The sequence below is a fragment of the Clostridium sp. AM27-31LB genome (genome assembly GCF_003480745.1).
GTDB classification, from domain to species: Bacteria; Bacillota; Clostridia; order Lachnospirales; family Lachnospiraceae; genus Butyribacter; species Butyribacter intestini.
Genome location: NZ_QUJS01000007.1, coordinates 31,928 through 54,063 on the forward strand (window position 1 = coordinate 31,928; position 22,136 = coordinate 54,063).

At 38.2% G+C, this 22,136-nt stretch carries 29 protein-coding genes; all 29 read left to right on the forward strand.

Features of this window, described 5'->3' with window-relative positions:
- Positions 1-24 precede the first annotated feature (24 nt).
- The 29 genes from DW721_RS10825 to DW721_RS10960 all read left to right on the forward strand — a co-directional run bounded on the left by DW721_RS10825 (position 25) and on the right by DW721_RS10960 (position 22,127).
- Positions 25-501: a hypothetical protein gene (locus DW721_RS10825; protein ID WP_118745757.1), complete on the forward strand. Its 477-nt coding sequence runs from the start codon at positions 25-27 to the stop codon at positions 499-501.
- Positions 502-735: 234 nt separating this feature from the next.
- Positions 736-1,539 carry a DUF4373 domain-containing protein gene (locus tag DW721_RS10830; RefSeq protein ID WP_118745758.1) on the forward strand — a complete coding sequence of 268 codons (804 nt, stop codon included), beginning with the start codon at positions 736-738 and terminating at the stop codon, positions 1,537-1,539.
- Positions 1,540-1,665: 126 nt separating this feature from the next.
- Positions 1,666-1,965: a hypothetical protein gene (locus tag DW721_RS10835; RefSeq protein WP_118745759.1), complete on the forward strand. Its 300-nt coding sequence runs from the start codon at positions 1,666-1,668 to the stop codon at positions 1,963-1,965.
- Between the two features lie 135 nt (positions 1,966-2,100).
- Positions 2,101-2,598, forward strand: a complete 498-nt coding sequence (locus DW721_RS10840) for a hypothetical protein (RefSeq protein WP_118745760.1) — start codon at positions 2,101-2,103, stop codon at positions 2,596-2,598.
- A 22-nt stretch (positions 2,599-2,620) separates the two neighbouring features.
- Positions 2,621-2,896: a hypothetical protein gene (locus DW721_RS10845; RefSeq protein ID WP_055945335.1), complete on the forward strand. Its 276-nt coding sequence runs from the start codon at positions 2,621-2,623 to the stop codon at positions 2,894-2,896.
- 145 nt (positions 2,897-3,041) lie between these two features.
- The gene (locus DW721_RS16130; RefSeq protein WP_156335824.1) at positions 3,042-3,179 is read left to right on the forward strand and encodes a hypothetical protein; all 138 of its coding nucleotides are present in this window, start codon (positions 3,042-3,044) and stop codon (positions 3,177-3,179) included.
- A gap of 108 nt (positions 3,180-3,287) precedes the next feature.
- A complete protein-coding gene (locus DW721_RS10850; RefSeq protein ID WP_055945333.1) occupies positions 3,288-3,473 on the forward strand; it encodes a hypothetical protein in 186 nt (61 codons plus the stop codon).
- Positions 3,474-3,491: 18 nt separating this feature from the next.
- Positions 3,492-3,785 (forward strand): hypothetical protein, encoded by a 294-nt coding sequence (locus tag DW721_RS10855; protein ID WP_055945331.1) that lies wholly within the window; start codon positions 3,492-3,494, stop codon positions 3,783-3,785.
- 84 nt (positions 3,786-3,869) lie between these two features.
- Positions 3,870-4,061 (forward strand): protein phosphatase, encoded by a 192-nt coding sequence (locus DW721_RS10860; RefSeq protein WP_243035995.1) that lies wholly within the window; start codon positions 3,870-3,872, stop codon positions 4,059-4,061.
- A gap of 103 nt (positions 4,062-4,164) precedes the next feature.
- On the forward strand, positions 4,165-4,350 hold the full coding sequence (locus DW721_RS10865) for a hypothetical protein (protein ID WP_312032824.1): 186 nt from the start codon (positions 4,165-4,167) through the stop codon (positions 4,348-4,350).
- Positions 4,351-4,514: 164 nt separating this feature from the next.
- Positions 4,515-5,090, forward strand: coding sequence for a site-specific integrase (locus DW721_RS10870; protein ID WP_118745761.1), 576 nt, complete (start codon positions 4,515-4,517; stop codon positions 5,088-5,090).
- Between the two features lie 344 nt (positions 5,091-5,434).
- Positions 5,435-6,028, forward strand: a complete 594-nt coding sequence (locus DW721_RS10875) for a hypothetical protein (RefSeq protein WP_118745762.1) — start codon at positions 5,435-5,437, stop codon at positions 6,026-6,028.
- The gene (locus DW721_RS10880; RefSeq protein ID WP_182436302.1) at positions 6,018-7,913 is read left to right on the forward strand and encodes a terminase gpA endonuclease subunit; all 1,896 of its coding nucleotides are present in this window, start codon (positions 6,018-6,020) and stop codon (positions 7,911-7,913) included. The genes DW721_RS10875 and DW721_RS10880 overlap by 11 nt, the downstream gene beginning before the upstream one ends.
- A gap of 163 nt (positions 7,914-8,076) precedes the next feature.
- Positions 8,077-8,310 carry a DUF6148 family protein gene (locus DW721_RS10885; RefSeq protein WP_243035996.1) on the forward strand — a complete coding sequence of 78 codons (234 nt, stop codon included), beginning with the start codon at positions 8,077-8,079 and terminating at the stop codon, positions 8,308-8,310.
- A gap of 8 nt (positions 8,311-8,318) precedes the next feature.
- Positions 8,319-9,956 (forward strand): phage portal protein, encoded by a 1,638-nt coding sequence (locus DW721_RS10890; protein ID WP_118745765.1) that lies wholly within the window; start codon positions 8,319-8,321, stop codon positions 9,954-9,956.
- Positions 9,953-11,119, forward strand: a complete 1,167-nt coding sequence (locus DW721_RS10895) for a head maturation protease, ClpP-related (protein ID WP_118745766.1) — start codon at positions 9,953-9,955, stop codon at positions 11,117-11,119. Before DW721_RS10890 ends, DW721_RS10895 begins: the two co-directional genes overlap by 4 nt.
- A complete protein-coding gene (locus DW721_RS10900; protein ID WP_118745767.1) occupies positions 11,116-11,478 on the forward strand; it encodes a hypothetical protein in 363 nt (120 codons plus the stop codon). The genes DW721_RS10895 and DW721_RS10900 overlap by 4 nt, the downstream gene beginning before the upstream one ends.
- A 14-nt stretch (positions 11,479-11,492) precedes the next feature.
- Positions 11,493-12,779, forward strand: coding sequence for a major capsid protein (locus DW721_RS10905; protein ID WP_118745768.1), 1,287 nt, complete (start codon positions 11,493-11,495; stop codon positions 12,777-12,779).
- Between the two features lie 17 nt (positions 12,780-12,796).
- On the forward strand, positions 12,797-13,060 hold the full coding sequence (locus DW721_RS10910; RefSeq protein WP_118745769.1) for a hypothetical protein: 264 nt from the start codon (positions 12,797-12,799) through the stop codon (positions 13,058-13,060).
- 1 nt (position 13,061) lies between these two features.
- Complete coding sequence (locus DW721_RS10915) at positions 13,062-13,376, forward strand: hypothetical protein (RefSeq protein ID WP_118745770.1); 315 nt, start codon at positions 13,062-13,064, stop codon at positions 13,374-13,376.
- On the forward strand, positions 13,376-13,981 hold the full coding sequence (locus DW721_RS10920; protein WP_118745771.1) for a phage tail protein: 606 nt from the start codon (positions 13,376-13,378) through the stop codon (positions 13,979-13,981). The genes DW721_RS10915 and DW721_RS10920 overlap by 1 nt, the downstream gene beginning before the upstream one ends.
- Positions 13,982-14,093: 112 nt before the next feature.
- The gene (locus DW721_RS10925) at positions 14,094-14,567 is read left to right on the forward strand and encodes a hypothetical protein (protein ID WP_118745772.1); all 474 of its coding nucleotides are present in this window, start codon (positions 14,094-14,096) and stop codon (positions 14,565-14,567) included.
- Positions 14,567-14,812, forward strand: coding sequence for a hypothetical protein (locus DW721_RS10930; RefSeq protein WP_118745773.1), 246 nt, complete (start codon positions 14,567-14,569; stop codon positions 14,810-14,812). Before DW721_RS10925 ends, DW721_RS10930 begins: the two co-directional genes overlap by 1 nt.
- A complete protein-coding gene (locus DW721_RS10935) occupies positions 14,799-16,262 on the forward strand; it encodes a hypothetical protein (protein ID WP_118745774.1) in 1,464 nt (487 codons plus the stop codon). The genes DW721_RS10930 and DW721_RS10935 overlap by 14 nt, the downstream gene beginning before the upstream one ends.
- Entirely contained in the window at positions 16,262-16,789 is a 528-nt protein-coding gene (locus tag DW721_RS10940) for a phage major tail tube protein (protein WP_118745775.1), read from the forward strand. Before DW721_RS10935 ends, DW721_RS10940 begins: the two co-directional genes overlap by 1 nt.
- A 106-nt stretch (positions 16,790-16,895) precedes the next feature.
- Entirely contained in the window at positions 16,896-17,348 is a 453-nt protein-coding gene (locus tag DW721_RS10945) for a hypothetical protein (RefSeq protein WP_118745776.1), read from the forward strand.
- Between the two features lie 130 nt (positions 17,349-17,478).
- Positions 17,479-20,805 carry a phage tail tape measure protein gene (locus DW721_RS10950; protein ID WP_118745777.1) on the forward strand — a complete coding sequence of 1,109 codons (3,327 nt, stop codon included), beginning with the start codon at positions 17,479-17,481 and terminating at the stop codon, positions 20,803-20,805.
- Between the two features lie 16 nt (positions 20,806-20,821).
- On the forward strand, positions 20,822-21,121 hold the full coding sequence (locus DW721_RS10955) for a tail protein X (protein ID WP_243035997.1): 300 nt from the start codon (positions 20,822-20,824) through the stop codon (positions 21,119-21,121).
- The gene (locus tag DW721_RS10960; protein WP_147355401.1) at positions 21,087-22,127 is read left to right on the forward strand and encodes a hypothetical protein; all 1,041 of its coding nucleotides are present in this window, start codon (positions 21,087-21,089) and stop codon (positions 22,125-22,127) included. The genes DW721_RS10955 and DW721_RS10960 overlap by 35 nt, the downstream gene beginning before the upstream one ends.
- The last annotated feature ends 9 nt before the right edge of the window (positions 22,128-22,136 follow it).

Sequence of the window (22,136 nt, forward strand, 5' to 3'; positions counted from 1 at the left end):
TGATTTTATCAGATAGGAGATGTAATGAGGAAAGACAGACCTTTGAAGAAACTTAACAAGTTCAAATATAAAGAGCTTGCTTATTTCTGTTACCAATATAATGAGTGGTTGTCTCAGATAAGAGACATTAAGCACAATATTGGTGTATCGGGAGTGAATTATGACGGGATGCCACACGCACATAATACGGCATCCTCTGTGGAAAATCTTGCTATTAAGCTGGCAATGCTGAGTGGCAGAGTAGAACTTATTGAAAAGGCTGCAAAGCTTACGGATGCTGGACTTGCATATGCTTTAATAAGATATTGCACAACGCCCGGTATGAGTTTCAGGGAATTATGCAGCGTTGAAACTGTAAGCTGCAGCGAAAGTACATTTTACAGAAAAAGAAGTGAGTTCTTTGAGATATTGAATAAACTCAAAGAAGAAAGTTATTATTCAGAGCTGCCCAGGAAATACAGGGCAGTAGAAAAACATCATAGGGGTAAGTGGACCTCATGATAGATTTATTTACTTATTAGCTTATATGGTTTCTTTAAAAATATTGTGAAAGTATATGGGTTAACAATATAGTTTTTGATTATTTTATTTTTATGGGACTTGTATGCTTTGCTATGGTGAGCATATTTGGTCTGTGATACAAGAGGATGCCGACTATTCGGACGGAGTCAGTTGGTCGGATGTTTCTCTTTGCTTTTGTAAAATAGCCCGTTTAATTAAAAGGAGGACGCACTAATGAACCATAAGGAAGGTATTGACTACTTTCCAGTTAAATGTGCGGCTGATAAAGCAATTGAACTTGTAACAGCAGAATGTGGGTTAAAAGCATATGCCGTCATATTTACCATGTTAAAAAAGATTTATGGTGAGCATGGGTATTATTGTGAATGGCAGCGAGAGGACGCTTTGTTACTTGCGTCAAATATGTTTGGCGGTGGTGACGGGGCAGTCAGTCGTATAAATCATATAGTGAACTGCTGTGCAAGGCGGGGTGTCTTTTCATTGGAACAGCTTGAAGAAAACGGAATATTAACTTCCGAGGAAATTCAAGAAAATTTTCTTTTCGCAACAAAGAGAAGAAAATCTGTAAAAATGAAGAGAGCATACCTCTTAGTTAAAGTCGCCCTTTTGCCGGATAATGTAATCATTTTGGATGAAAATGTAGACATTTTGGACGAAAATGCAGACATTTTAAAACATAGTAAAAGTAATAGTAAATATACTAACACTCTATCTATAGTGCCAACGCTTCAGGAGGTAAAAGATTATGTTGCTTTAAACAATCTTAAAATCAATCCTGAAAAGTTTTATGAATATTATGACCGTATTGATTGGAAAGACAAGTATGGCAGGAGAATAAACTGGAAAAGCACTGCTGATTATTGGAATAAGACAGAGCGGGCAGACCAAAAGCCGTCAGGCAATACAAAGTCAGGATATTCAACTAAAAAGAAAAATCAGTTTAATTTATTTAACCAGAGAGAGATAAGTTCCTCAGATATGAGCGAACTTGAACAGCGATTATTAAATCGTGGTTGATTTGTCGGAATCCGACAAGATAAAAAATTTAAATGCACCTTTACATAGCAAAAAAATAGCTGTAGGAAAATTAACTATCACAAATAAATATTGGGAGTGTGGTGCAGCTCCCGGAAAGGAGTGAATATGGGTCAGCTAGAGAAAAAATGTATAGGATGTGGCAAAACATTTACTGTAAGTGCAAAGAATCAAGTTTATTGCACTGTAGAGTGCCGAGAGAATGAACGCAGAAAAAGACATGCGGAAATGTACAAGAAAAGAAAAAGGCAGAAAAAAGTAAGCAAAGTCAAAGAAAAGAAAGAAGTACATATGGGAGAAATTGCCACATTTAATGATAAAGCAAAGCAGATGGGACTTACATATGGACAATATATGATTTTTCTGCAGACGGAAAAAGACAGAGAAGAAAGAGCAAAAATAAGATAAAACAAGTGATTAGGAGGATGTTGATATGTTGAATAAATTGTTGATAAAGATGGTAAAAAGATTTAGATATGTGCAGGATTTGGAAACATTCCCGGAAAACAGAATCATGGTGAGAGTTAAGGAGGGAACAGAAGAATGATTGATGAAAACATACTTATAAAAGTTTTTGAAAACAGGATTGATACATTTTTAAAGCAGCACCCAGACCAGAAAGATTGTGTAGCAGTGCAGGGACAGAGAGAAATTATACAGTTGATTGAGGCAGAAGCAAAAAGGCAGGAGGCAGAACGGCGGGAACACATAAAGAGCTTTGAGTGTAAGCTGTTAGGCAGACTGGACGATATAAAGGAGTCAAAAGAAGCGTTTTGCGATGAGCAGGAAGAAAAGTGCGGATTGTATGATAGTTGTTTTAATTGCTTAATCGGTGGAATTGTCGATTTGATAAAACAACTTGAGGATGAACAGGAATACTCTTATGCAAACTTTGATGAATATGTGGACGAGGTTGCACCGTACTTTGATGCGGAATATAATGACCGATTTTGTGACGGCATTAAACAAGCAATTATGGTTATCAGAACGGCTTTTAGAGAGAAAATGCCGAGGATAATGGAATATGTTGTGACAAAGTGAAGATAAGGGAGGAGTGCCGGAGATGAGATTGATTAGTGATGAAAATTTAAAAGATAGAGCAAGTGAATATTGCTTATCAGAAGATGAGTTCAGAAGATTTTGTGAAATAATAGACGCAGAACCAACGGCTTGTGATGTGAATAAATTGATAAAACATTTAAACGATTATGCTTTGCAGGAAGCACCAAACGATAATGAAAGTCCAGGAGAAAGAAGAATATCAAAAGCTGTGTATGATACAATACAGAATTGTATTAAGAGTATAAAAGAAACAGTGGGAGCTTATGACAAAGGGTAAATTTAAAATACTTAAAAATTAAGGAAAGGCGGTCGATAGACCGTCTTTTAAAAAATAAAATAAATTTATAAAAAAGCATTGACATAAGGGTAACCTTATAGTATAATATAATTGTAGCAAGGGAATGGCAGGAAAGGAGATAGAAATGGAAACGGAGATTGAAGAAATGACAAAAGCAGATTTGATAGCAATATTGGTATCAATTAGAGAAGTAGCAAAAGCAAATAATGAACAGGCAACAGTAAATCACATAACAAAAATGCTTGAAGAAATTCGTAAATAAAATCTTCAAGCATTAACCATCAAAACCGAGGGCAGACCTACAACTTCCTGCTATCTGTCCTTGGTATAAAAATAATAGCAGGAAAATAAAAAAAAGTAAAGAGGTGATATGATGCCAACAGCACAGACAAAGGCAACTGAAAAATGGCAGAAGAAAGCCGGATATATGACAAAAGGATTTAAGTTAAAAAGAGAGTTAGCCGATGAATTTAAGGAAGCCTGCGAGAAAGCTGGAGTGAGTCAGGCGGCACAGATTTCCAAGATGATGCGTGAGTTTATAGACGAGCAGAAATAAATATTTGAGGTAGATTTTATGAAAGTTGCATATCCGGTTATTTTTACAGATGTCGGTACAAATATTTTGATTGAAGTACCGGATTTGGGTATTCTGACAGAGTCAAATGAGGAAGGTAAAACAAAGGGAAGTATGGCAGATGCAATTACAATGGCAAGAGATGCTATTGTACTGAGCAACAGCGAAGCACAAGAAGCAGGAAAGAAAGTAATACAGCCATCTAAAATGACGGATATAGACATATCCAAAGGTAAATTTTTTCAAGATGGGGTAAGCATTTTATCTTTAGTTGATGCTGAGATAGTATCATAAAAATATTATAAAAGGCGGTCGAAAGACCGTCTTTTTTGAAAAAATAAAATAAATTTTAAAAAGTATTGACATAGGGGACACCGTATGGTATTATATAATTGTAGCAAGGGAATGGCAGGAAAGGAGATAGAAATGGAGAACGAAGAAATGAACTTAGCGGAATTGTTAAAAGATACAGCAGAGGAAAATCAAACAAGAAAAATCTTAGCAATCTTGGAAGAAAGCAAAGACTTGCAAGAGGCAAAGGAAAAAGTAAAAGCCCTACTTAAAAAGTAGAGCTTACACAAACCAAAACACCGAGGGCAGACCTACAACTTCCTGCTATCTGTCCTTGGTATAAAAATAATAGCAGGAAAATAAAAAAAAGTAAAGAGGTGATATGATGCCAAAGGCACAGACGAAAGCTACAGATAAATGGCAGAAAAAGGTTGGTATAATATCAAAGTCGTTCAAGCTGAAAAAAGAACTGACTGACGAATTTAAGGAAGCCTGTGAGAAAGCTGGAGTGAGTCAGGCGGCACAGATTTCCAAGATGATGCGTGAGTTTATAGATGAGCAGAAATAAAAATAAATTCCCTGTCGGATTCCGACAAAATAATTTTTTCAAAAAGTTGGGAGGCAGGGACACCAATTCTGTGATATAATGCTAATATCGCAAAAATAGAAACAAAGGGAGAGAACGCAGGTTTTCTCTCTTTTTTAATGCTTGATTTAAGGAGGTGAGGAGGAGTGAATACGGTTGAACCAATTCGTGATATAAACACGGTGATGGATATTGCTGATTATCTAAAAAGCAAGAATGAAAGAGATTATGTAATGTTTATGTTTGGAATTTATACGGGACTTAGAATATCGGACATACTTAAGTTTCGTGTGCGAGATGTTAAAGGGAAAGATGCGATTTATCTTAGAGAAAAAAAGACAGGGAAAGAAAAACGGTTTCCACTTAATGCTGAACTAAAACCGATTATTGAAGATTATATATCTGACAAGAAAGATTATGAATATCTCTTTAAATCATGCAGGAGTGGTAATAAAGCAATAAGCAGACAGCAGGCATACAAAATACTGTCGGTAGCAGGTAGGAAGTTCAACATTGATAAGGTGGGAACACATACACTCAGAAAAACATTTGGGTATCATATGTACCAGCAGACACACGACGCAGTCACTATAAAAGAGATTTTAAATCATGCAGATATAAGTGTGACATTGAGATACATTGGTATCAATCAGGACAACAAGGACAAAGCGATAAAAGGTTTATCGTTTAGAAAGAGTGGAGAGCATAAGGCTCTCTATTGATGTTAAATCTAAAAATTGGCATAAGATTTATTTTTTCATGTGCTAGTTGTCATATTGTGGCTATGTAATCTTAGATGAATATTTTTTTCTGCACTTTAATGAAAGAATACAGTTTAAAAGAAGTTTACAAAATTACTAGATATGTCAACTATTTTGAAGAAAAACGGAAAATTGAAAAAAGCTAGGAAAATTGAAAATTTTTGTGAAAATTCCGCAGAAAAAATTTAGGTTCTGTGACGGGTCTGAAAAAAATTGAGGGTCATGTGAGCCCGATTCTTGGCTAGTTTTTTATAAAAATAATATTGCATTGCCGTTTCCGTTTTTAAAGAAAGGTGGTGGTAAAGATGGCAGATAGCACAAAGGTAACAGATGTATCAGCGGTGACAGTATCAGCAAAGGTGCTTGCAAACATAATAGGCGTTGGTGACAGGCAGGTGAGAAATCTTGCAGATGAGGGAATTCTTGTCAGAAATAGTCATGGTCGCTATTTGCTTGAGAAGTCTGTTAAGAATTATATTATGAATCTTAAAATATCAAAGGTCGGTGAAACAGTAACCAGCGATTTTGAAGACGGTGAACTGGATCTTAAACAGGAACAGGCAAGGCATGAGCATATAAAAAGTATGATTTCAGAAATTAAGCTGCAACTTATCAAAGGACAGGTTCATAAGTCTTATGATGTAGCAAATGTGATTACAGATATGTTTACTAAGTTCAGAAGCAAGATTTTGGCTATCCCGGCGGAGGTTGCTCCGTCAGTCGAGGGAAAGAGTAAAAGTGAGATTATGGAGGTTTTGCGTGATGAGCTTGAAAATGCTCTTAATGAGCTGGCAGACTATAATCCATCTGATTATTATCCGGATGAGTATATAGAGCTGTCAGAGGATGACCTTTTTAACGAGTCAGCAGGGAAAGCAGGTGAGGCAGATGAGGACTAAAAAGAAAAATGAAAAGGTAGCTTACCACACATTGCATTTTATATGTTCTCTTACAAAAGCTCTAAGACCTAAGGAAAAAATGTCGGTTTCCGATTGGGCGGACAAACACATGGTTTTGCCGGGGGGAAGTAATAAGGCTGGCAAGTTTAGGAGTGATTCTGTTCCGTATCAGAAAGAAATAATGAATGCGATTACGGATTCTGCCGTAACGGAAGTTACTGTTATGTCATCGGCTCAGATAGGAAAGACAACTATTGTATTGTGTGGTATTGCATACTATATAGAGCATGAGCCGAGTACACAGCTTTTGGTTCTTCCAACTTTATCGCTTGGTGAAAAATTCTCAAAGACAAGGCTTGCACCTATGATAAGAGATATTCCGGTGCTTCGTGATAAGATAGCACCTGCAAAGTCAAAGGACTCTGATAACACGATTCTTTTTAAACAGTACGCAGGCGGTTATATCGTTGTGTCGGGTGCTAATTCTGCGGCTTCACTATCATCAATGCCTATCAGGGTTGTATGGATGGATGAGGTTGACCGCTTTCCGGCTAGTGCAGGCGGTGAGGGTGACCCTGTAACACTTGCTCAAAAGAGAGCAACAACATTCTGGAATAAAAAATATATTAAAACATCAACACCGACTACAGAAAATGGTCGTATCAATAAAGAATATTTAAAAGGCACTCAGGAAGAATGGTGTGTGCAGTGTCCTTGCTGTGGTATGTATCAGCCGTATTCGTTTAAGAGAGTGGATTTTAACATAGTCGGAATGAAATGCGAATACTGTGAGGAAGTAATCGAAGAAAAATATTGGAAAGAATCAGAGCATATGTGGATAGCTGCACATCCGGAAAGAAAAAATAAAAGAAGTTTTCACCTCAATGCAATGGCATCGCCGTGGGTGGCTTGGAGCGATATTATAGATGAATTTCAAAGTGCAATGGATGAGTTTAAGACATATCACGATACAGAAAGGTTACAGGCTTTCGTGAACACAACTCTTGGCGAAACATGGAAAGAGGACGAGGTCGCAGAAGAATCGACCACCGAAGATAAACTTTTGGAGCGTGCGGAGCATTACAAAGCTGAGATACCGGAGGGAGTTCTTTTGCTGACGGCAGCAGTAGATGTTCAGAACAACCGTTTTGAGGTTGAAGTGAAAGGCTGGGCGAGGGATTACGAAAGCTGGGGCATACATAAGACAGAGATTTATGGAAATCTTGAAACATCACAGGTATGGAATGAGCTGGAAGAATATCTTGAAACAACTTTTTGCTTTGAGGATGGCAGGGAACTTAATATAGCTGCATTTGCTATTGATACGGGTGGTAATCACACAAACAGAGTATATAAGTGGATAAAAGCAATGAAGAAAAAGGGCAAGAAAGCATATGGAATTAAGGGATATGCCGGAAAGCCCGGCATACCACTTTTATATAAGCGAAGCAAAGTCGAGATTAAGGAAAAGAGCAGAGACGGCAAGAGAGATATAGTTGTGGACTCAACAACGATATGGATACTTGGAGTTGATGCAGGCAAGGAAAATATAACAAACTGGCTGACGATTGAGGAAAAAGGCGAGGGATATTGTCACTTTCCGAATAATGTCGGAAAAGGTTATGACAGAGAGTATTACAAGGGACTTCTCTCAGAAAAAAAGATAAAAAAGAAAGTCAGAGATGTTATTAAAGATGTGTGGGTAAAGAAAAGCGGTGCCAGAAATGAACCGCTTGACCTGTTTAACTATAATCTTGCAGTATGTGAACTTTTGCGTCCTGTGTGGAGTGATTTAGAACTAAAAATTTCAAAAGGAATAAATTATACAAAAGCGGTTAAAAAGGTTAGAAAACAGAGAAAAAGCACAAAAGGTCTGTCAATTTGAGAAAAATTTTTATAAAATTTCAAAAAGTTGGGAGGCAGGGACACCAATTCTGTGATATAATGCTAATATCGCAAGAGGTGAAGAAAGAGAAATATTGTTGATTTTGAGGAGAGAACGCAGGTTTTCTCTTTTTTTGATGCTCAATTTTATTTGGAGGGTTATTGTGGAAAAGAATAAAGAAAGAATTACTTTTTTGAAGAAAAGGCTTGAAATGTATTACGAAGCAGAAGAAAAGATATTGCAGGGGCAGTCTTACACTATCGGTTCGAGAACATTGACAAGAACAAGCCTTGCGAATGTTCAGAGCAAAATTAAAGAACTTGAGAGTGAGATTTCTGCATTGGAGACAAGAGGAAATAGCAAAAGGCGAAGCGTCAGAGTTGTGCCACTTGGATAGGAGGTCATATGTTTGAAAATATAATGGCTGTTGTTAATCCGGGCGGTGTGGCAAAGAGAGCAGAGGCAAAGCTTAAAATAGCTGAAACAAACATGAAGATTGATGCGGTCAAAATGAAACATACTATGTTGAATGATATTATTTCAGACAGCGGAAAAGATGTGACAAACAGCGGATATTCTCATGGAGCCGCATCAAGAAGGAGAAGCTGGGCGAAGAAATATCATTCAACGAGTTTATCTCCAAAGTCGGATATTGAGGAAAACAGAAAAATTTTAAGAGAGAGGTCGAGAGATCTTGCCATGAACGCTCCGCTTGCATCAGCGGCGATTGCGAGTACAAGAACAAATTGTGTCGGAGCTGGTCTTGTTCCAAAGCCTAAGATTGATTATGAATTTTTAGGGATTTCAGAGGATGAAGCAAAGGAAATTCAAAGGCATATCAAGAAAGAATTTGCAATCTGGGCGGAAAGTACCATGTGCGATAATAACGACCAGAATAATTTTTACGAATTGCAACAGATAGCTTTTAATGATTGGCTGCGTAATGGTGAAGAGTTTGTCTTGATAAAATATGACAAGCCTACAGCGAATATGCCGTATCGTCTTAGGATAAAACTTGTAGAAGCTGACAGGGTATGTACTCCGGGAAGTATTGACGGAGAATATGATGGTTTTGATAAAAAAACAGCAAACGGCAACACGATAATAAACGGCGTTGAGATTGATGCAAACGGCAAGGTTGTAGCTTATCACATATCATCACAGTTTCCGGGTGAGTATAACTCTGCAGAAACAAAATGGACGAGAGTTGCAAAACGTGGTGATAAAACAGGAAATCCAAATATATTACATATGTTTAATGGGGAACGTGCCGACCAGTACAGGGGCGTTCCTTTTTTAGCACCTGTTGTTTCTACGATTAAGCAGCTTACAAGATACACCGAAGCTGAGATAATGGCAGCAGTCATAAATTCAATGTTTACCATTTTTATTCAGACGGAGAGTGGCGAGGATATGGGTGGATTTGCCGGAGAGGATGAGTATGACGATGGAGCAGAGACAGAAGATGACGAGGTCGAACTTGGTTATGGAAATGTCAATTTTCTAAAGACAGGCGAGAGTGTCAAGACTGTTGAATCATCACATCCAAACGCAAATTTTGATACATTTGCAACGGCAATGGCAACTCATGTTGGTGCCGCATTGGAGATAGCTCCGGAGGTGCTTCTTAAAAAGTTTTCTAATAACTTCTCAGCATCCAAAGGTGCAATGAATGAAACATGGAAAGCTTTCAGAATGCGCCGCACATGGTTTGTAAATGATTTCTGCAAGGAAATCTATGAACTTTGGTTTAATGAGGCAGTGAGCACAGGGCGTATAAATGCACCGGGGTATTTTGAAAATCTTCTTGTAAGAAAAGCATATCTCAACTGTACATGGAATGGACCTGCACAGGGTCAGTTGGATCCGGGCAAGGAAGTCGTGGCTGCTGCAAAGAGGATTGAGGCAGGGCTTTCAACGCATGAGGATGAGTGTATTGCATTAAATGGCTCTGATTTTGAAGATAATGTCAGGGCATTAAAGAGTGAAAATGAGATGCTTGCTGATGCAAATAAAAATGAAAGTGAGGATGTAAAAGAGTGACGAAAATAAATGTCAAAGGTCCGATAGTATCAAATGACTCAGCGTGGCTTTACCGCTGGCTTGGGTGGGATGCCTGCTGTGTTAATGATATTAATACGGGACTTGAAAGTGCAAATGGTGATGATGTAGTAATTGAGGTTAATTCGCAGGGCGGTCTTTGCACAGCCGGATTTGAAATGTATTCGACTATTAAGCAGTATGAGGGAAATGTAGAAGTTCATGTTATAAATGCCTGCTCTGCCGCCACGTTTATCCTTTGTGCAGCGGATAAGGTGCTTATGTCAGATGCAGCGGTTGTAATGATACATAATACTCAAAGTTCTTGGGGTGGTGGTGATTACAGAGATGCACAGATGACTGCTGATATGTTAAGAGAGTTTAACGAGAGTGTGTTAAATGTCTATGAGAAAAAAACCGGAAAGAGCAGGGAAGAATTGCAGGCAATGATGGATAATGATACATTTATGTCCCCTCAGACTGCGATTGAAAATGGATTTGCTGACGGTATGCTTTTTGAGGATGAAAAGGACGATGAAAGCAGCCAGATGAATTTTATTGAGGCATCAAAGCAGATGGCTGTATATAACAGCACACTTCCGGTTATTTCAGATGAAAAAGCACATGAACTTATGCTTTTGTTAAACAGTGGAAAATTGCCGGAGAGAAAAGTACCTGATGATTTGAACAGCAATAAGGCGGATAATCCATCTGAAAATGCTGATACAAATAATATAACTAACGAAAACAACGGAAAGGAGCAGAACATGACATTAGAGGAAATGTTAAAGGAGCATCTGGAGCTTAAAGCTGAGGTTGATGTGTTAAAAGCTGAGGCTAAAGCAGAGGGTGAAAAAGAGGGAGCAGACAAAGAGAGAGACAGACTTGAAAATCTTGATAAGATTGCGGCAAATGTATCTGCGGAAATGCTTAAAAATGCAAAGTACGGGGATGCTGATGCGAGGGTTGATGCGAGAGAACTTGCTTATCAGGCTATGCTTGCGCAGAAACAGGAGGCGGTTGCATATATGCGTGATGCAATGGCTGATTCTAAGGAGTCGGGAGCTACTGATGTAGGGGCGAGTTTGTCGGATTCCGACAAGGACCTGCAGGATGTTGAAAATATGGCAGCATATGTAAATGGCAGAAGAGGAGGCAAGAGATGAGCTTAAACAGTAGTATAAAACATTATAGTGACAAGCTGATTTATGATTCTTCACATGAGATTGATGCGGGAGTTTTTACAGTGACGCTTCCTACGGAATCAAAAGCAGCAGGAACAGTAAAAAGAGGTCAGATTATTTACTTTGATACGACCAAAAAAGAATATGTTCTGAAAAAGGGTGATGATGGTGTGGCAGCAGTTATTGCTGCAGAAGATACATCTTATGCAGAGGATGACACAGAGGTTGCGGTACAGTCATACATAAGTGGAACATTCAGGGAAAGTGAATGTATTTCTGACGGAAAACTTGAAGCGGATGATATTGACACATTACGCATCAGAAATATTTATCTCAAATAAAGGGGGAAAACAGAGTGATAAGAGAAACTTACAAACTTGTAAAAACAGTTAAAAAAATGTATCCGGTAGTACAGTTCTTAAAAGACAGATACTTCCCGGATGGACCTGTTTATTATTCAGAAAAGGCGTTAATCGAGTTCAAGAAAAAAGGACGAAAGATTGCGCCTTTTGTTATTCCACTTGTAAACGGAATAGTCATGGAAAAAGACGGTTACAGAACGGATATTGTAGATGCGCCGTATATTGCACCTAAAAGGGTTATTGCAGCAAAGGAACTTGAGCAGAAAGCGTTTGGAGAGTCTCCTGAGTCAGGAAGAAGTCCTGAACAGCGTGAAAATGAACTTGAGTCGGAGTTTATTGACGATAATCGTATATCTATACTCAGAAGACATGAAAAGATGTGTGCAGATATTCTTTTGACGGGACAGGTTATAATGAAACATTATGCAACAGCGGAAGATGCCGCAAAGGGTGAAAATTATGATTTTAAATATCTCCGCTTTTATGAGGGTGAGTTTAAAAATAAATATAAATTCACAAAGAAGTTTAAGGACATGACAACAGCCGAAAAAATTCAGGAGTTTTACAAAATGGCTACAGTTCTTCGCAAGAGGGGTGTTAGAGCAACAGATATTGTTATGACATCTGATGTGTCAATGCTTCTTATGTCGGATAAGGACTTTTTAGAGTTCTATAACAAGGCAAAAGTAAATATCGGTGAAATCAATCCGACAGAACTTCCAGACGGTGTGGTATCAAATGGCAGCATCAATATAAACGGTGTAGTTATGACATTGTTTACATATGATGAAATCTATGAAGATTTAGATGGTGAGGAAAAAGCAATTCTTCCGGCAGGAACTATTGCTTTTTTACAGCCTAACATGGGAACTACAGTATATGCTCAGGTTACTTTCTATACAAAAGATGGATTTAAGTCATATGCAGAAAAGATTGTTCCACGCTTAGTTGGGGATGAAAAGTCAAACATGGCAGAGGTTCAGGCATTTTCAAGACCTGTTATGTATCCAAATGATATGGATGGTTGGCTTGTGGCAAATATTTATGATGAGACTGCATCTACTCAGACAGAAGCGGACAACAGCGTGGATACGCATGAGCCTCCGACAGCAGATGTGAGTACATTAAAGACAGAAGCTGAGATTACGGCAATGACAAAGAAAGCGGAGCTTATTGCGTATGCAACATCAATCGGACTCAGTGGTCTTGATAATTCAATGAAGCTTGATGAACTTCAGGACGCAATTCTTAACTATCAGGAAGAAATTTATGGTGAGTAGCAGGAGGTGACAGGGATATGATTGCAAATATATTATTAACTGTTGCTGATAAAACTTATAAACCGGGTGAAAGTATTGATAAACCGTTGAGTAAAATTGACAGAGAATTTTTGTTGTCGGGAAATTATATTTCTCTTGAAGATAAAGATGATGTAGGGTCTAAAAAGGCAGTTGAAATATCAAAAGATAAAAAGTCGGAATCCGACACATCAAAAAAAGATAGCAAGATTTTGAAAAATGGTTCAGAAAACAAAGTAATTGTTGATACAGAGGTTAAATAACATGGGTTTTGTGGAACAGGTATCAAAAGATATTGATGAAGTATTTTTTGATGAAGGCTTTTTCGGAAGTAAGCACAGTCTTGATAATAAGGAGATAACTGTAATCGTGGATGAGGACGCACTTGAGGAAATAAAAAAGAACTGGCGGGACGAGCTTGTAAAAAAGCCCGTCCTTCTTTATGTCAAAGAGTGTGACATAGAAAGAAAGCCGTCTGTCGGTTCAGTTATTGAGTACGACGGAAGACCTCACATAATACGGGAGATTTCAAAACAGGATGGTGTTTGGAAAATTTTAATGGGAAGGAGCGGAAATTGATGGGTTCAACATTTGTTGATATAACCACGAATGCTGATGAGGTGGAAAGAAAATTAGCGGAAATAACTGATAAGTCAAAGCTGGTTATGATGCGTGCTATGAATAGAACAGCAAGTGTGGTTAATACTTCTGTGAAAAAAGAAGTGTCAGCAAGATATTTTATTTCTCAGAAAAAAATATCAGAAACCTTGCATATTGAAAATGCAAGTACAAGTAATCTTACAGCATTAGTTGTTAGTCAGGGGTCAAAACTTGGGTTGGAGAAATTTAAAGTCAGTCCGCTTCGTCCTGTGAAACTTTCTAAGAAAGGAAAAAGGACACCGGGAGTTTACAAGGCAGCAATAAAAAAAGCAGGAGGATTAAAGCCTCTTACCGGAAAAAATATTCTCGGAAGAAAAAACAAACCATTTGTAGCGATAATGCCAAATGGTCATGAAGGTGTATTTATTAGGGAAACTTGGGATGCTTACCCTATAGATAGCATGATGGGACCGGCAGTGCCACAGCTTGCAGGTAAAAAAGAAGTTATGGAGGCTGTTACTAAAAAAGCAAATGAAACCTTGGAAAAGCGTATAGAACACGAACTTAGCAGGGTAATGCAGTGAGGTTAGTGTGAAAAATAAGCCTGATAGCTTATTTTCACACGCAAGATTTGTGTCAGTGCATACTTGACACAAACTTGTTATGTGCAAAAAAATGCACAGAAAAGGGGATTTTATGACAGATTTACAGTTGTTAAATAACATTGTTGAATCACTTAGGGAGTTTGTAAAAAGTGATGCTATAACGATGAAACTCGGAAACGAGTATAAAGATTTAAAGGTATATCCACAGGATTTGCCTGAAAAATATGACGAGGATGACGAAGAACTTCGTAACTATGTTGTAGTAATGATAGCGGATGAAGATGTGGTGGATGATGAATGGCGTGTTGAAGTTCATTTTTCAATCAATATTGAAGATATGGATAATGATCATTCTGGATGGGTAAATGTTATGTATCTTATGAATGAGATATATAGGCATTTTATAAAAGTTGGAATTGTTGGCAGACATACAAGGATGGAAAGAAAGGCTCATAAGCGGTTTAATCCGAATGTATTATATCCTTATTTTGAGTCAGATTTGATTACATACTGGACATTGCCAACACCATGCGAAGAATTTGACGAGATGGAGGTAAGTATTTGATGACGCAGAAGATTTATATTGGTCCTACTATTCCGGGAGTGGTGACAAATGGGACTATTTTTAAGGACAAACTTCCGGAGCATATTGAGAAAAAAGCAGAAGAAAACAAAAACATTGCAAGGCTTATCATACCGATAGGTGATGTGCTGGAGGCTAAAAAGAGACTTAATATTGAGGGCTCAGTGGAGTATGCAGCATATAAGAACTTGCAGAGCAGGAAAGGAGTAAACAATGAGTATATATAAACATGGTATTGCAACTAAGTCAAGTGGTGCTGTTGGAATAACTCAGAGTAAAACAACATATTCAGCACAGGTTATTATTGGAACTTTGCCGATAAATACACTCAAAAATCCAAAGGATGCAGTAAACTCAATAATTCTACTTGAAAATTCCGAAGACATGGATAATCTTGTTGGTAAAACTAATGAGATTGAAAAGTACACAGCAATGCAGGGTGTGTATGCTTCACTCAAAGTACACAAGGTTGCTCCGGTTGTTGTTATCAATGTTCTTGACCCTGATAAAAGTCAGCATACACAGGCTGTTGTCGGAAAAGAATATGATGTAGTAAATAAGATGGTGGTTATAGAAGATACGGGTGTGCTACTTGATAAAGTTGTGGTGTCTGAAAATGAAACAACTTATAAGGCAGATGATGATTATGTTGCGTCGATTAACTCAGAGGGTTATCTGGTTATTGCTTTGACGAATGACGGAGCTGCTTCATCGCTGCAGAAACTTAATATAAGCTATGCAAAGCTGAATCCTGATGGAGTTACGGCGGAGGATATTATCGGAGGTGTTGATGAAAATGGCGTGAGAAGCGGTATTGAACTTCTTGACGAGGTATTCATCAATACAGGAGTTATTCCGGCGATTGTTACTGCACCTGTTTTCAGTAAGCAAAAGGAAGTTGCGGCGGCACTTGAAGCTAAGGTACGGCTTATTGGAAGTCTGCACAATGCAAAGGCATATGTTGATATTGACAGTTCAGAAAGTGGTGCAGTCAATGTATTTAATGTTGCCAAAGTTAAAGAAAAGAATGTTCCTCAGAGTGAACTTATTGATGCCTGCTGGCCTATGGTAAACAAAAATGGAAATGTGCTTGCATTTTCAAGTTTCGCTGCGGCACTTGCACAGGCTGTAGCTGCTGAAAACGGAGATATTCCTGACGGTATCGACAATAGGGAACTTCTTGTTGATGGTATTTGTACGGAAGACGGGACTCCGGTGAAAGTGATACAGGGTGATGCAAACTCATATCTTAATGCCAATGGAATTATTACGGCAATAAGACTGCCTGAGTGGAAAGCGTGGGGAAATAATACTGCAATGTATCCAGCATCAAAAGACCCGACAAAAAGATGGTCGAAATGTGTCATGATGCTTAATTATCTCCAGAACCGTTTTAAAACGGAATATCTTTCAAAGGTCGGAAGAAATGCTAAAGTTAAGTTTATCAAGGGAATAGTTGATGAGTATAATGCCAGTCTTAATGCCCTTGCTCCGGATTATCTTGCAGGTGGTGAGATTATTTTTGATACCGCAAAAAATCCGCCATCGAGTATGCTTGAGGGTCATTATATATTCTCGACGAGGTATGCTGATTATACTCCGGCGGAGTACATTGAAAATGACTTTGTATATGATGCCCAGATTCTTACAGATGCGATGGAAGGAGGCGATGAGTAATGTCAAAAATTCATGATAAGACTAATATTTTTAAGGCATATTACGGTCAGGTAAGTGAAGACGCAAGACTTGCAGGTGTGACTGATGAAATGACTCTGCCAAACTTTGAAAATGTTTCAGAAACACTTAATCTTGCTGGAATGGTAGGTGAGATTGACAGCCCGTCAGCAGGTCAGTATAAGAGTGCTACGATTGACATCCCATTTACACAGGTGTCAAAAGAAGCTTTTGGAATTATGTGTGACGACAGTACATCAATTATTCTTAAAAGTGCACAGGAAATCCTTGATACGGAGACATATAAAAAGATATATGTTGTTAGGACAATAACTATCAAGGGAATGACTAAAGGTCACGATTATGGCAAGCTGAAAAAGGGTGGATATGGCAATCCGACTATCAAAAAAGAAGTCATATATTACAAAGATCAGGTTGGCGAAGATGTTATTGAGGAAATTGACAAATTCAACGGCAAGGCTGTTATAAATGGCGAAGATGTACTTGGTAATGTTGCCAGCCTTATTTAGTTAAAATCTGACAGCAGCTTATAATAAATAGTTAATCAAAAATCAGAGAAGATACATTGAAAAGCAGATGTATCTTCTCTTTTGATGTAATGAATGGAGGAATATTATGGATGTAAAAGAAGAAAATTTGGACGAATTGCTTGAAAAGGCAGAACTTGAAGCGGCAGGTGATGAGGTTGTGAGCAGCGGAAGAAATTTGTCGGATTCCGACAATGAGAATGAAGAAAAGGAAAATCCATATCTTGTTGAATTTTCAAGGGAGTATGACTGGCTGAATGATAAGGGGGAGATGGAAAAGATTTCTTCACTTGATCTGTCAGGTCTTGTAGATCTTACTACGATTGATGGAGAATATTTTGACAGACTTCTTATCAAGGTAGGTCACAGACCTCAGAATAAATTTACGGACTTCACATATTGCAAGTATGTGGCAATGCACGTGACAAATCGTCCGGCAGAGTTCTTTAATATGCTTGGAATAAGAGACATGATGATAGTTATTGCACTTATAAACCATTTTTTTATGTACGGGCAGGGCTTAGTGATGACTGGGCAGTAATGCTTTCCAAAACGGCAATGCGTCTGGCTCTTGCCACAAACAGCGGCATTGAGTATATCAAAAAGGTGCCGGTGATTGACTTTTTAAGGATATATGAGGACTTGCTTGAAATAGTCAGAGGGGAGGAATAATGGCTAAAAACAGATCACAATACAGTCTTGAGATTTTGCTTGGTGCTAAAAAAACATCAAGTTTTCAAAGCGGTATAAATGGTGCTAAAAGTGGATTACAGGGGATGAGTTCTACAGCAAAAAAAGTGGCAGGTCTTATTGCTACGGCTTTTGGAGCAATAAAGATAAAAGATTTTGTCAAAGAGTCAGTTGATACTTTTTCTGATTATGAACAGTCACTTGCCAATACTGCAGCTATTGCAAATGCCACACAGACTGAGCAGGAGCAGCTTAACGAAGCGGCGAGAGAAGCAGGAAAAGCTACGACAAAAACTGCAAAAGAAAGTGCGGATGCACTTGGATATATGGCACTCGCAGGATGGAATGTAAAAGAGTCTACATCAGCATTGCAGCCTGTTCTAAAACTTAGTGCGGCATCGAATATGGATCTTGCTACTTGTTCCGACCTTGTTACTGACTCAATGAGTGCTTTAAAATTGCAAGTCAAAGATTTACCCGAATATCTTGATATGGTTACAAAGGCACAAAACTCCTCCAATATGAACTCCCAGCAGATGATGGAGGCATATATAAAAGCCGGAGGTGCAGCGAGAACATTAGGAGTAAGTGCAAAGGACACAGGTGTTGCATTTGGTATTCTCGCCAACAATGGTACAAAGGGTGCTGAGGGCGGAACTGCTCTTAATGCAATGCTCACACGAATTGGAAGTAACAAGAGTGCACTTACCATGATGAAATCGTTGGGAATATCAATTTTTGATTCACAGGGCAAATTTGTAGGTCTTGAGGAGGCTTTGAAGCGTATCAATGCAGGAGTAAGTAAACTAAGTACGGAAGACCAGGCAAAGGCACTTAAAGAGATTGCCGGAACAAATTATTACTCAAAAATGGCTTATCTTCTCGATGGAGTAAAAGAAGGGGCAAACGGTGCAAAGAGTGCTTGGGATGACCTTGACAAGAAACTCAAAAATTCAGATGGTTCGCTTGAAGATATGTATAATAAGCAGACGAATACACTTTCTGCCACAAGAGAAATTATGAACTCTGCTCTTGATGACCTTAAAATATCATTTGCGGATTCATTTGACGGAGAACTTGCTGATGGCATTAAAAAGCTGACTGAGTTCATAAATGAAACATCTGAAAATATATCGGACTTTGCAGATACGCATCAGGTAGAGATACATAATGTGTTTGAAACATTTTATGAGGACATTGAGAAAGCGGCGGACTTTGTAGGAGATGTCGGTGGATTTGTAGTTGACAATTTCGATGCAATAGCCTCGGGAGTTGAGGCGATAGGTATTGCACTTATCACATACAAAGTGGTTTCAGGAATTTCATCGCTGGCAGCTTCTATAGCTGCTCTTGGCGCAGGACCTATTGGATGGGTAGGGGTTGGCTGTGCAGCGGCGGCTACAGCAATCACAGGAATTGGCATTTATGCAAATAAAACAAAACAAAGGCTTGCACAGGCAAATCTTGCAGAACATTTCGGAAATATATCATTGTCGCTTGATACGCTGGATGAAGTGGCACAACAGATTGTTGGAAAGAAAAAACTTACACGGATTTCTGAAATGCTGGAGTCGGTCGGAAAAACTGAAGATGCCATATCTGCTATGAGTAAGAGCTTTAAATCGGTTAGTGAGATAAGCTGGAAAGTCAAGGCTGGGTTTAAGATTGATAAGGACGATATTGATAAGTATAAAGTATCTGTAGAAAAATATGTGGAGTCGGCAAAAGAAGCTGTTGAGAGCAAAGGGTACTCGGTGTCGATTGCAACAAAACTTTTGCTCGGAAATAATTCAAAAATAGGAAAAGAAAATGATAAATTTTATGCCGGATTGGATGTTGAACTTGATACTCTACAAAAGCGATTAAATAAAAAAATAAATTATGCTGTAAAAAATGGAATTGACATAGATACAGACTCAACCGTACAGAAGATATTAGAACAAATATCTGATATAACATCTTCTGTAACCGAAGCGGAGAATGAAGCTAAACTTCAAACGATTGATTTAAAATATTCAGGAAAAAGTCTGACGGCTGAAGATTTTAAACAGTTGACAAAAGATGTAAAAGATTATGAGAAAAAGGCGATGGAAGGGTACGAGGAAGCCCACACCACTTCTCTGACAAATCTGAATGAAAGAAGAAATAACGGTGACCTATCAAAAAAGAAATATGACGCTGAAAAAAACAAGATTGATGCAGCGTATTATAAGCAACAGCAGAACACATTGGCAAGGGGTTCTGATTATATTGTATCCACTATAGAAGCAACATACCCTAAAGCTAAAAAGGCCATGAAACAGCTAAGAACAAATTTAAAGAAAGAAGTTGAGGATATAGCTAATCAGGGAATATCAGCAAAAGAACCATTGTCATATTTAAATGCGGCTGTAGAAAAGGCATTATCTAGTATAGATTTAGGAGAGGATGCTGAGGGTATTTCTATATTATTTAAAAATGGATTAAGTGACATTCAATCAGAAATGAGTGATTTACAAAATCAGATGAAACAAAAAGGTATAGAAACTACAAGTGCATTTGGAAATGGAATTAATGATATGGAAGGGCTTGCAGCAGTTTCAGGTTCTACAAGAGATGCTCTTACAATACTTGGTGATGAGATAGGTGGCAACGATGAATGGACAGCAATTATAGAGGCTTGTAAGAAAAACGGCGCAGATATACCACAGGAAATAGCTAATGGTATAGACGAAAATTCAGTAAAGGTTAGTGGTGCAGCAAATAGATTGAATAATCAGATTAAAGATGCTTTTAATGACAAAAACTTAAGTCCGGTGATTACACTGGATATGGCTGTTAATGCATCTGCTTCTTCAAAGTCAGACAACCGTGTCAAAAAGTTGTACCCTGCTTCAATAGGACCAAAACAGCAAAAATATGGCGGCAGACAAAAGACAATCAAAGCAAAGAAAAATGCAAAAGGTGGAATTTACAAAAATCCTGTTATTTCGATGCTTGCTGAAAAGGATAGTGAAGCTGTCATTCCTTTAAATAGCAGTCCACGTTCAAAGGCTCTTTATCAGCGTACAGGTGAGCTGTTAGGAATGTCGTTTACGGACGATAACACATCTTATAAACAGAGAAGAGATGTGCGGTTATACAATGCCGTTAAGAGAAGTCCTAGTATAGGTGGTGAAAAAATAAATATAACTTATTCGCCAAATATTCAGGTTACAGGAAATGCAGATGAAAAGACATTGACTAAGGTAGTAAAGATGAGTCAGGCAGAGTTTGCGAAAATGATGCAGAAATATATGCTGTCAAATAAGCGTGTGAAATTCAGTTAGGGGGCGAGATAAAAACATGATGGGCGGCTTTACTTACACGACCAAACAGGGAGATATGTGGGATTATATTGCGTGGAGAGTTTATGGTGATGAGTCTTTGGTATATTTACTTTATCGTGAAAATCCCAAGTATCTTGATACATTTATTTTTGATGAGGGTGTGAAGCTGTATTGTCCGGAGGTTGAAGTCATAAATGAAGATGAGGACGAAGATGCTCCTGAATGGCAGGAGGACGAAGATGATGAGGATGCAGAAGAAGATGCTTTAGACGGTGTATCTGATGAAGGAGATGAAGACGAAGAAGATGAAAGCTAGAAATGCCTATGTAAGGCTTAGATATAAAGGCGGCGGAACAATGGATATAACAGAAGAAAGCAGCGGTTGTACTATTGTAGATTGTGCTTCAGGGGAAGCTGACACAATATCCGTAAGCCTGTTTAATAAGAGTGGAAAATGGTTTAAGAAAAATTATTTTCCGAAGTCATCAGATTATATAAGGGCAACAATAGTCGTTGATAAATGGAAAAATGATAGTGAACATCGGGAAGTTTATCAGGGAAAATTTGTTGCAGATCAATTTGCAGCATCGGGATTTCCGGCTACGGTTGATTTGGAGGGAATGAGTATTCCGCTTCATACAGGATTTAATGTCACTCAGAGAAGCAAGACATACAAGAAAACATCTCTGAAAAGTATTTTACAGATTATAGCAAAAAGGGCGGGCATAAAGTTAGTTTTTGAAGCGTCAAATCATAAGGCTGATGAGGTCAGTCAGGATGGAAATACTGATTTGGAATTTGCCTTTTCAATATGCAGCGATTATGGATGCTGCATGAAACTTTACAACGGAAAAATGATTATATATGACCAGACGGCATACGAGAGAAAAGCAAGTCGATTTACATTGAATAAGTCGGATCTTGGGGATGACAGTACATATAATTTTACAAGAAGTGTATCAAAGATTTATGACAGTGTTAAGTTCCAGTATCAGAATAAAAAAGGAAAAAATATAACATACAATTATAATATTCCGGGAAGAACCGGGAGGAGGACATTGTTTATATCATCTTCGGCAGACAGCCATGCAGATGCAGAGAAAAAGGCAAAAGCACAGCTTGCATCAACTTTAAGAGAGGCAATAACAGCATCGTTTACAGTTATGGGAGACCCTAAATATCGTGCGTGCAGGGTGTTTAGGGTAACCGGCTTTGGAAAGTTTAACGGCAGATATTTTATTGACAAGGTTACGCACAATTTTTCAGATGAAGGTTATACAAGCACTATAGAATGTCATAAATGTGTAACCAATATTAGATAAAAGTGTTAG

Bases quoted from the DNA above. Each gene is read 5' to 3' on its own strand.
- DW721_RS10825 (WP_118745757.1), top strand. From the start codon at position 25: ATGAGGAAAGACAGACCTTTGAAGAAACTTAACAAGTTCAAATATAAA.
- DW721_RS10830 (WP_118745758.1), top strand. From the start codon at position 736: ATGAACCATAAGGAAGGTATTGACTACTTTCCAGTTAAATGTGCGGCT.
- DW721_RS10835 (WP_118745759.1), top strand. From the start codon at position 1,666: ATGGGTCAGCTAGAGAAAAAATGTATAGGATGTGGCAAAACATTTACT.
- DW721_RS10840 (WP_118745760.1), top strand. From the start codon at position 2,101: ATGATTGATGAAAACATACTTATAAAAGTTTTTGAAAACAGGATTGAT.
- DW721_RS10845 (WP_055945335.1), top strand. From the start codon at position 2,621: ATGAGATTGATTAGTGATGAAAATTTAAAAGATAGAGCAAGTGAATAT.
- DW721_RS16130 (WP_156335824.1), top strand. From the start codon at position 3,042: ATGGAAACGGAGATTGAAGAAATGACAAAAGCAGATTTGATAGCAATA.
- DW721_RS10850 (WP_055945333.1), top strand. From the start codon at position 3,288: ATGATGCCAACAGCACAGACAAAGGCAACTGAAAAATGGCAGAAGAAA.
- DW721_RS10855 (WP_055945331.1), top strand. From the start codon at position 3,492: ATGAAAGTTGCATATCCGGTTATTTTTACAGATGTCGGTACAAATATT.
- DW721_RS10860 (WP_243035995.1), top strand. From the start codon at position 3,870: ATGGTATTATATAATTGTAGCAAGGGAATGGCAGGAAAGGAGATAGAA.
- DW721_RS10865 (WP_312032824.1), top strand. From the start codon at position 4,165: ATGATGCCAAAGGCACAGACGAAAGCTACAGATAAATGGCAGAAAAAG.
- DW721_RS10875 (WP_118745762.1), top strand. From the start codon at position 5,435: ATGGCAGATAGCACAAAGGTAACAGATGTATCAGCGGTGACAGTATCA.
- DW721_RS10880 (WP_182436302.1), top strand. From the start codon at position 6,018: ATGAGGACTAAAAAGAAAAATGAAAAGGTAGCTTACCACACATTGCAT.
- DW721_RS10890 (WP_118745765.1), top strand. From the start codon at position 8,319: ATGTTTGAAAATATAATGGCTGTTGTTAATCCGGGCGGTGTGGCAAAG.
- DW721_RS10900 (WP_118745767.1), top strand. From the start codon at position 11,116: ATGAGCTTAAACAGTAGTATAAAACATTATAGTGACAAGCTGATTTAT.
- DW721_RS10910 (WP_118745769.1), top strand. From the start codon at position 12,797: ATGATTGCAAATATATTATTAACTGTTGCTGATAAAACTTATAAACCG.
- DW721_RS10915 (WP_118745770.1), top strand. From the start codon at position 13,062: ATGGGTTTTGTGGAACAGGTATCAAAAGATATTGATGAAGTATTTTTT.
- DW721_RS10920 (WP_118745771.1), top strand. From the start codon at position 13,376: ATGGGTTCAACATTTGTTGATATAACCACGAATGCTGATGAGGTGGAA.
- DW721_RS10925 (WP_118745772.1), top strand. From the start codon at position 14,094: ATGACAGATTTACAGTTGTTAAATAACATTGTTGAATCACTTAGGGAG.
- DW721_RS10930 (WP_118745773.1), top strand. From the start codon at position 14,567: ATGACGCAGAAGATTTATATTGGTCCTACTATTCCGGGAGTGGTGACA.
- DW721_RS10935 (WP_118745774.1), top strand. From the start codon at position 14,799: ATGAGTATATATAAACATGGTATTGCAACTAAGTCAAGTGGTGCTGTT.
- DW721_RS10940 (WP_118745775.1), top strand. From the start codon at position 16,262: ATGTCAAAAATTCATGATAAGACTAATATTTTTAAGGCATATTACGGT.
- DW721_RS10945 (WP_118745776.1), top strand. From the start codon at position 16,896: ATGGATGTAAAAGAAGAAAATTTGGACGAATTGCTTGAAAAGGCAGAA.
- DW721_RS10950 (WP_118745777.1), top strand. From the start codon at position 17,479: ATGGCTAAAAACAGATCACAATACAGTCTTGAGATTTTGCTTGGTGCT.
- DW721_RS10955 (WP_243035997.1), top strand. From the start codon at position 20,822: ATGATGGGCGGCTTTACTTACACGACCAAACAGGGAGATATGTGGGAT.
- DW721_RS10960 (WP_147355401.1), top strand. From the start codon at position 21,087: ATGAAGGAGATGAAGACGAAGAAGATGAAAGCTAGAAATGCCTATGTA.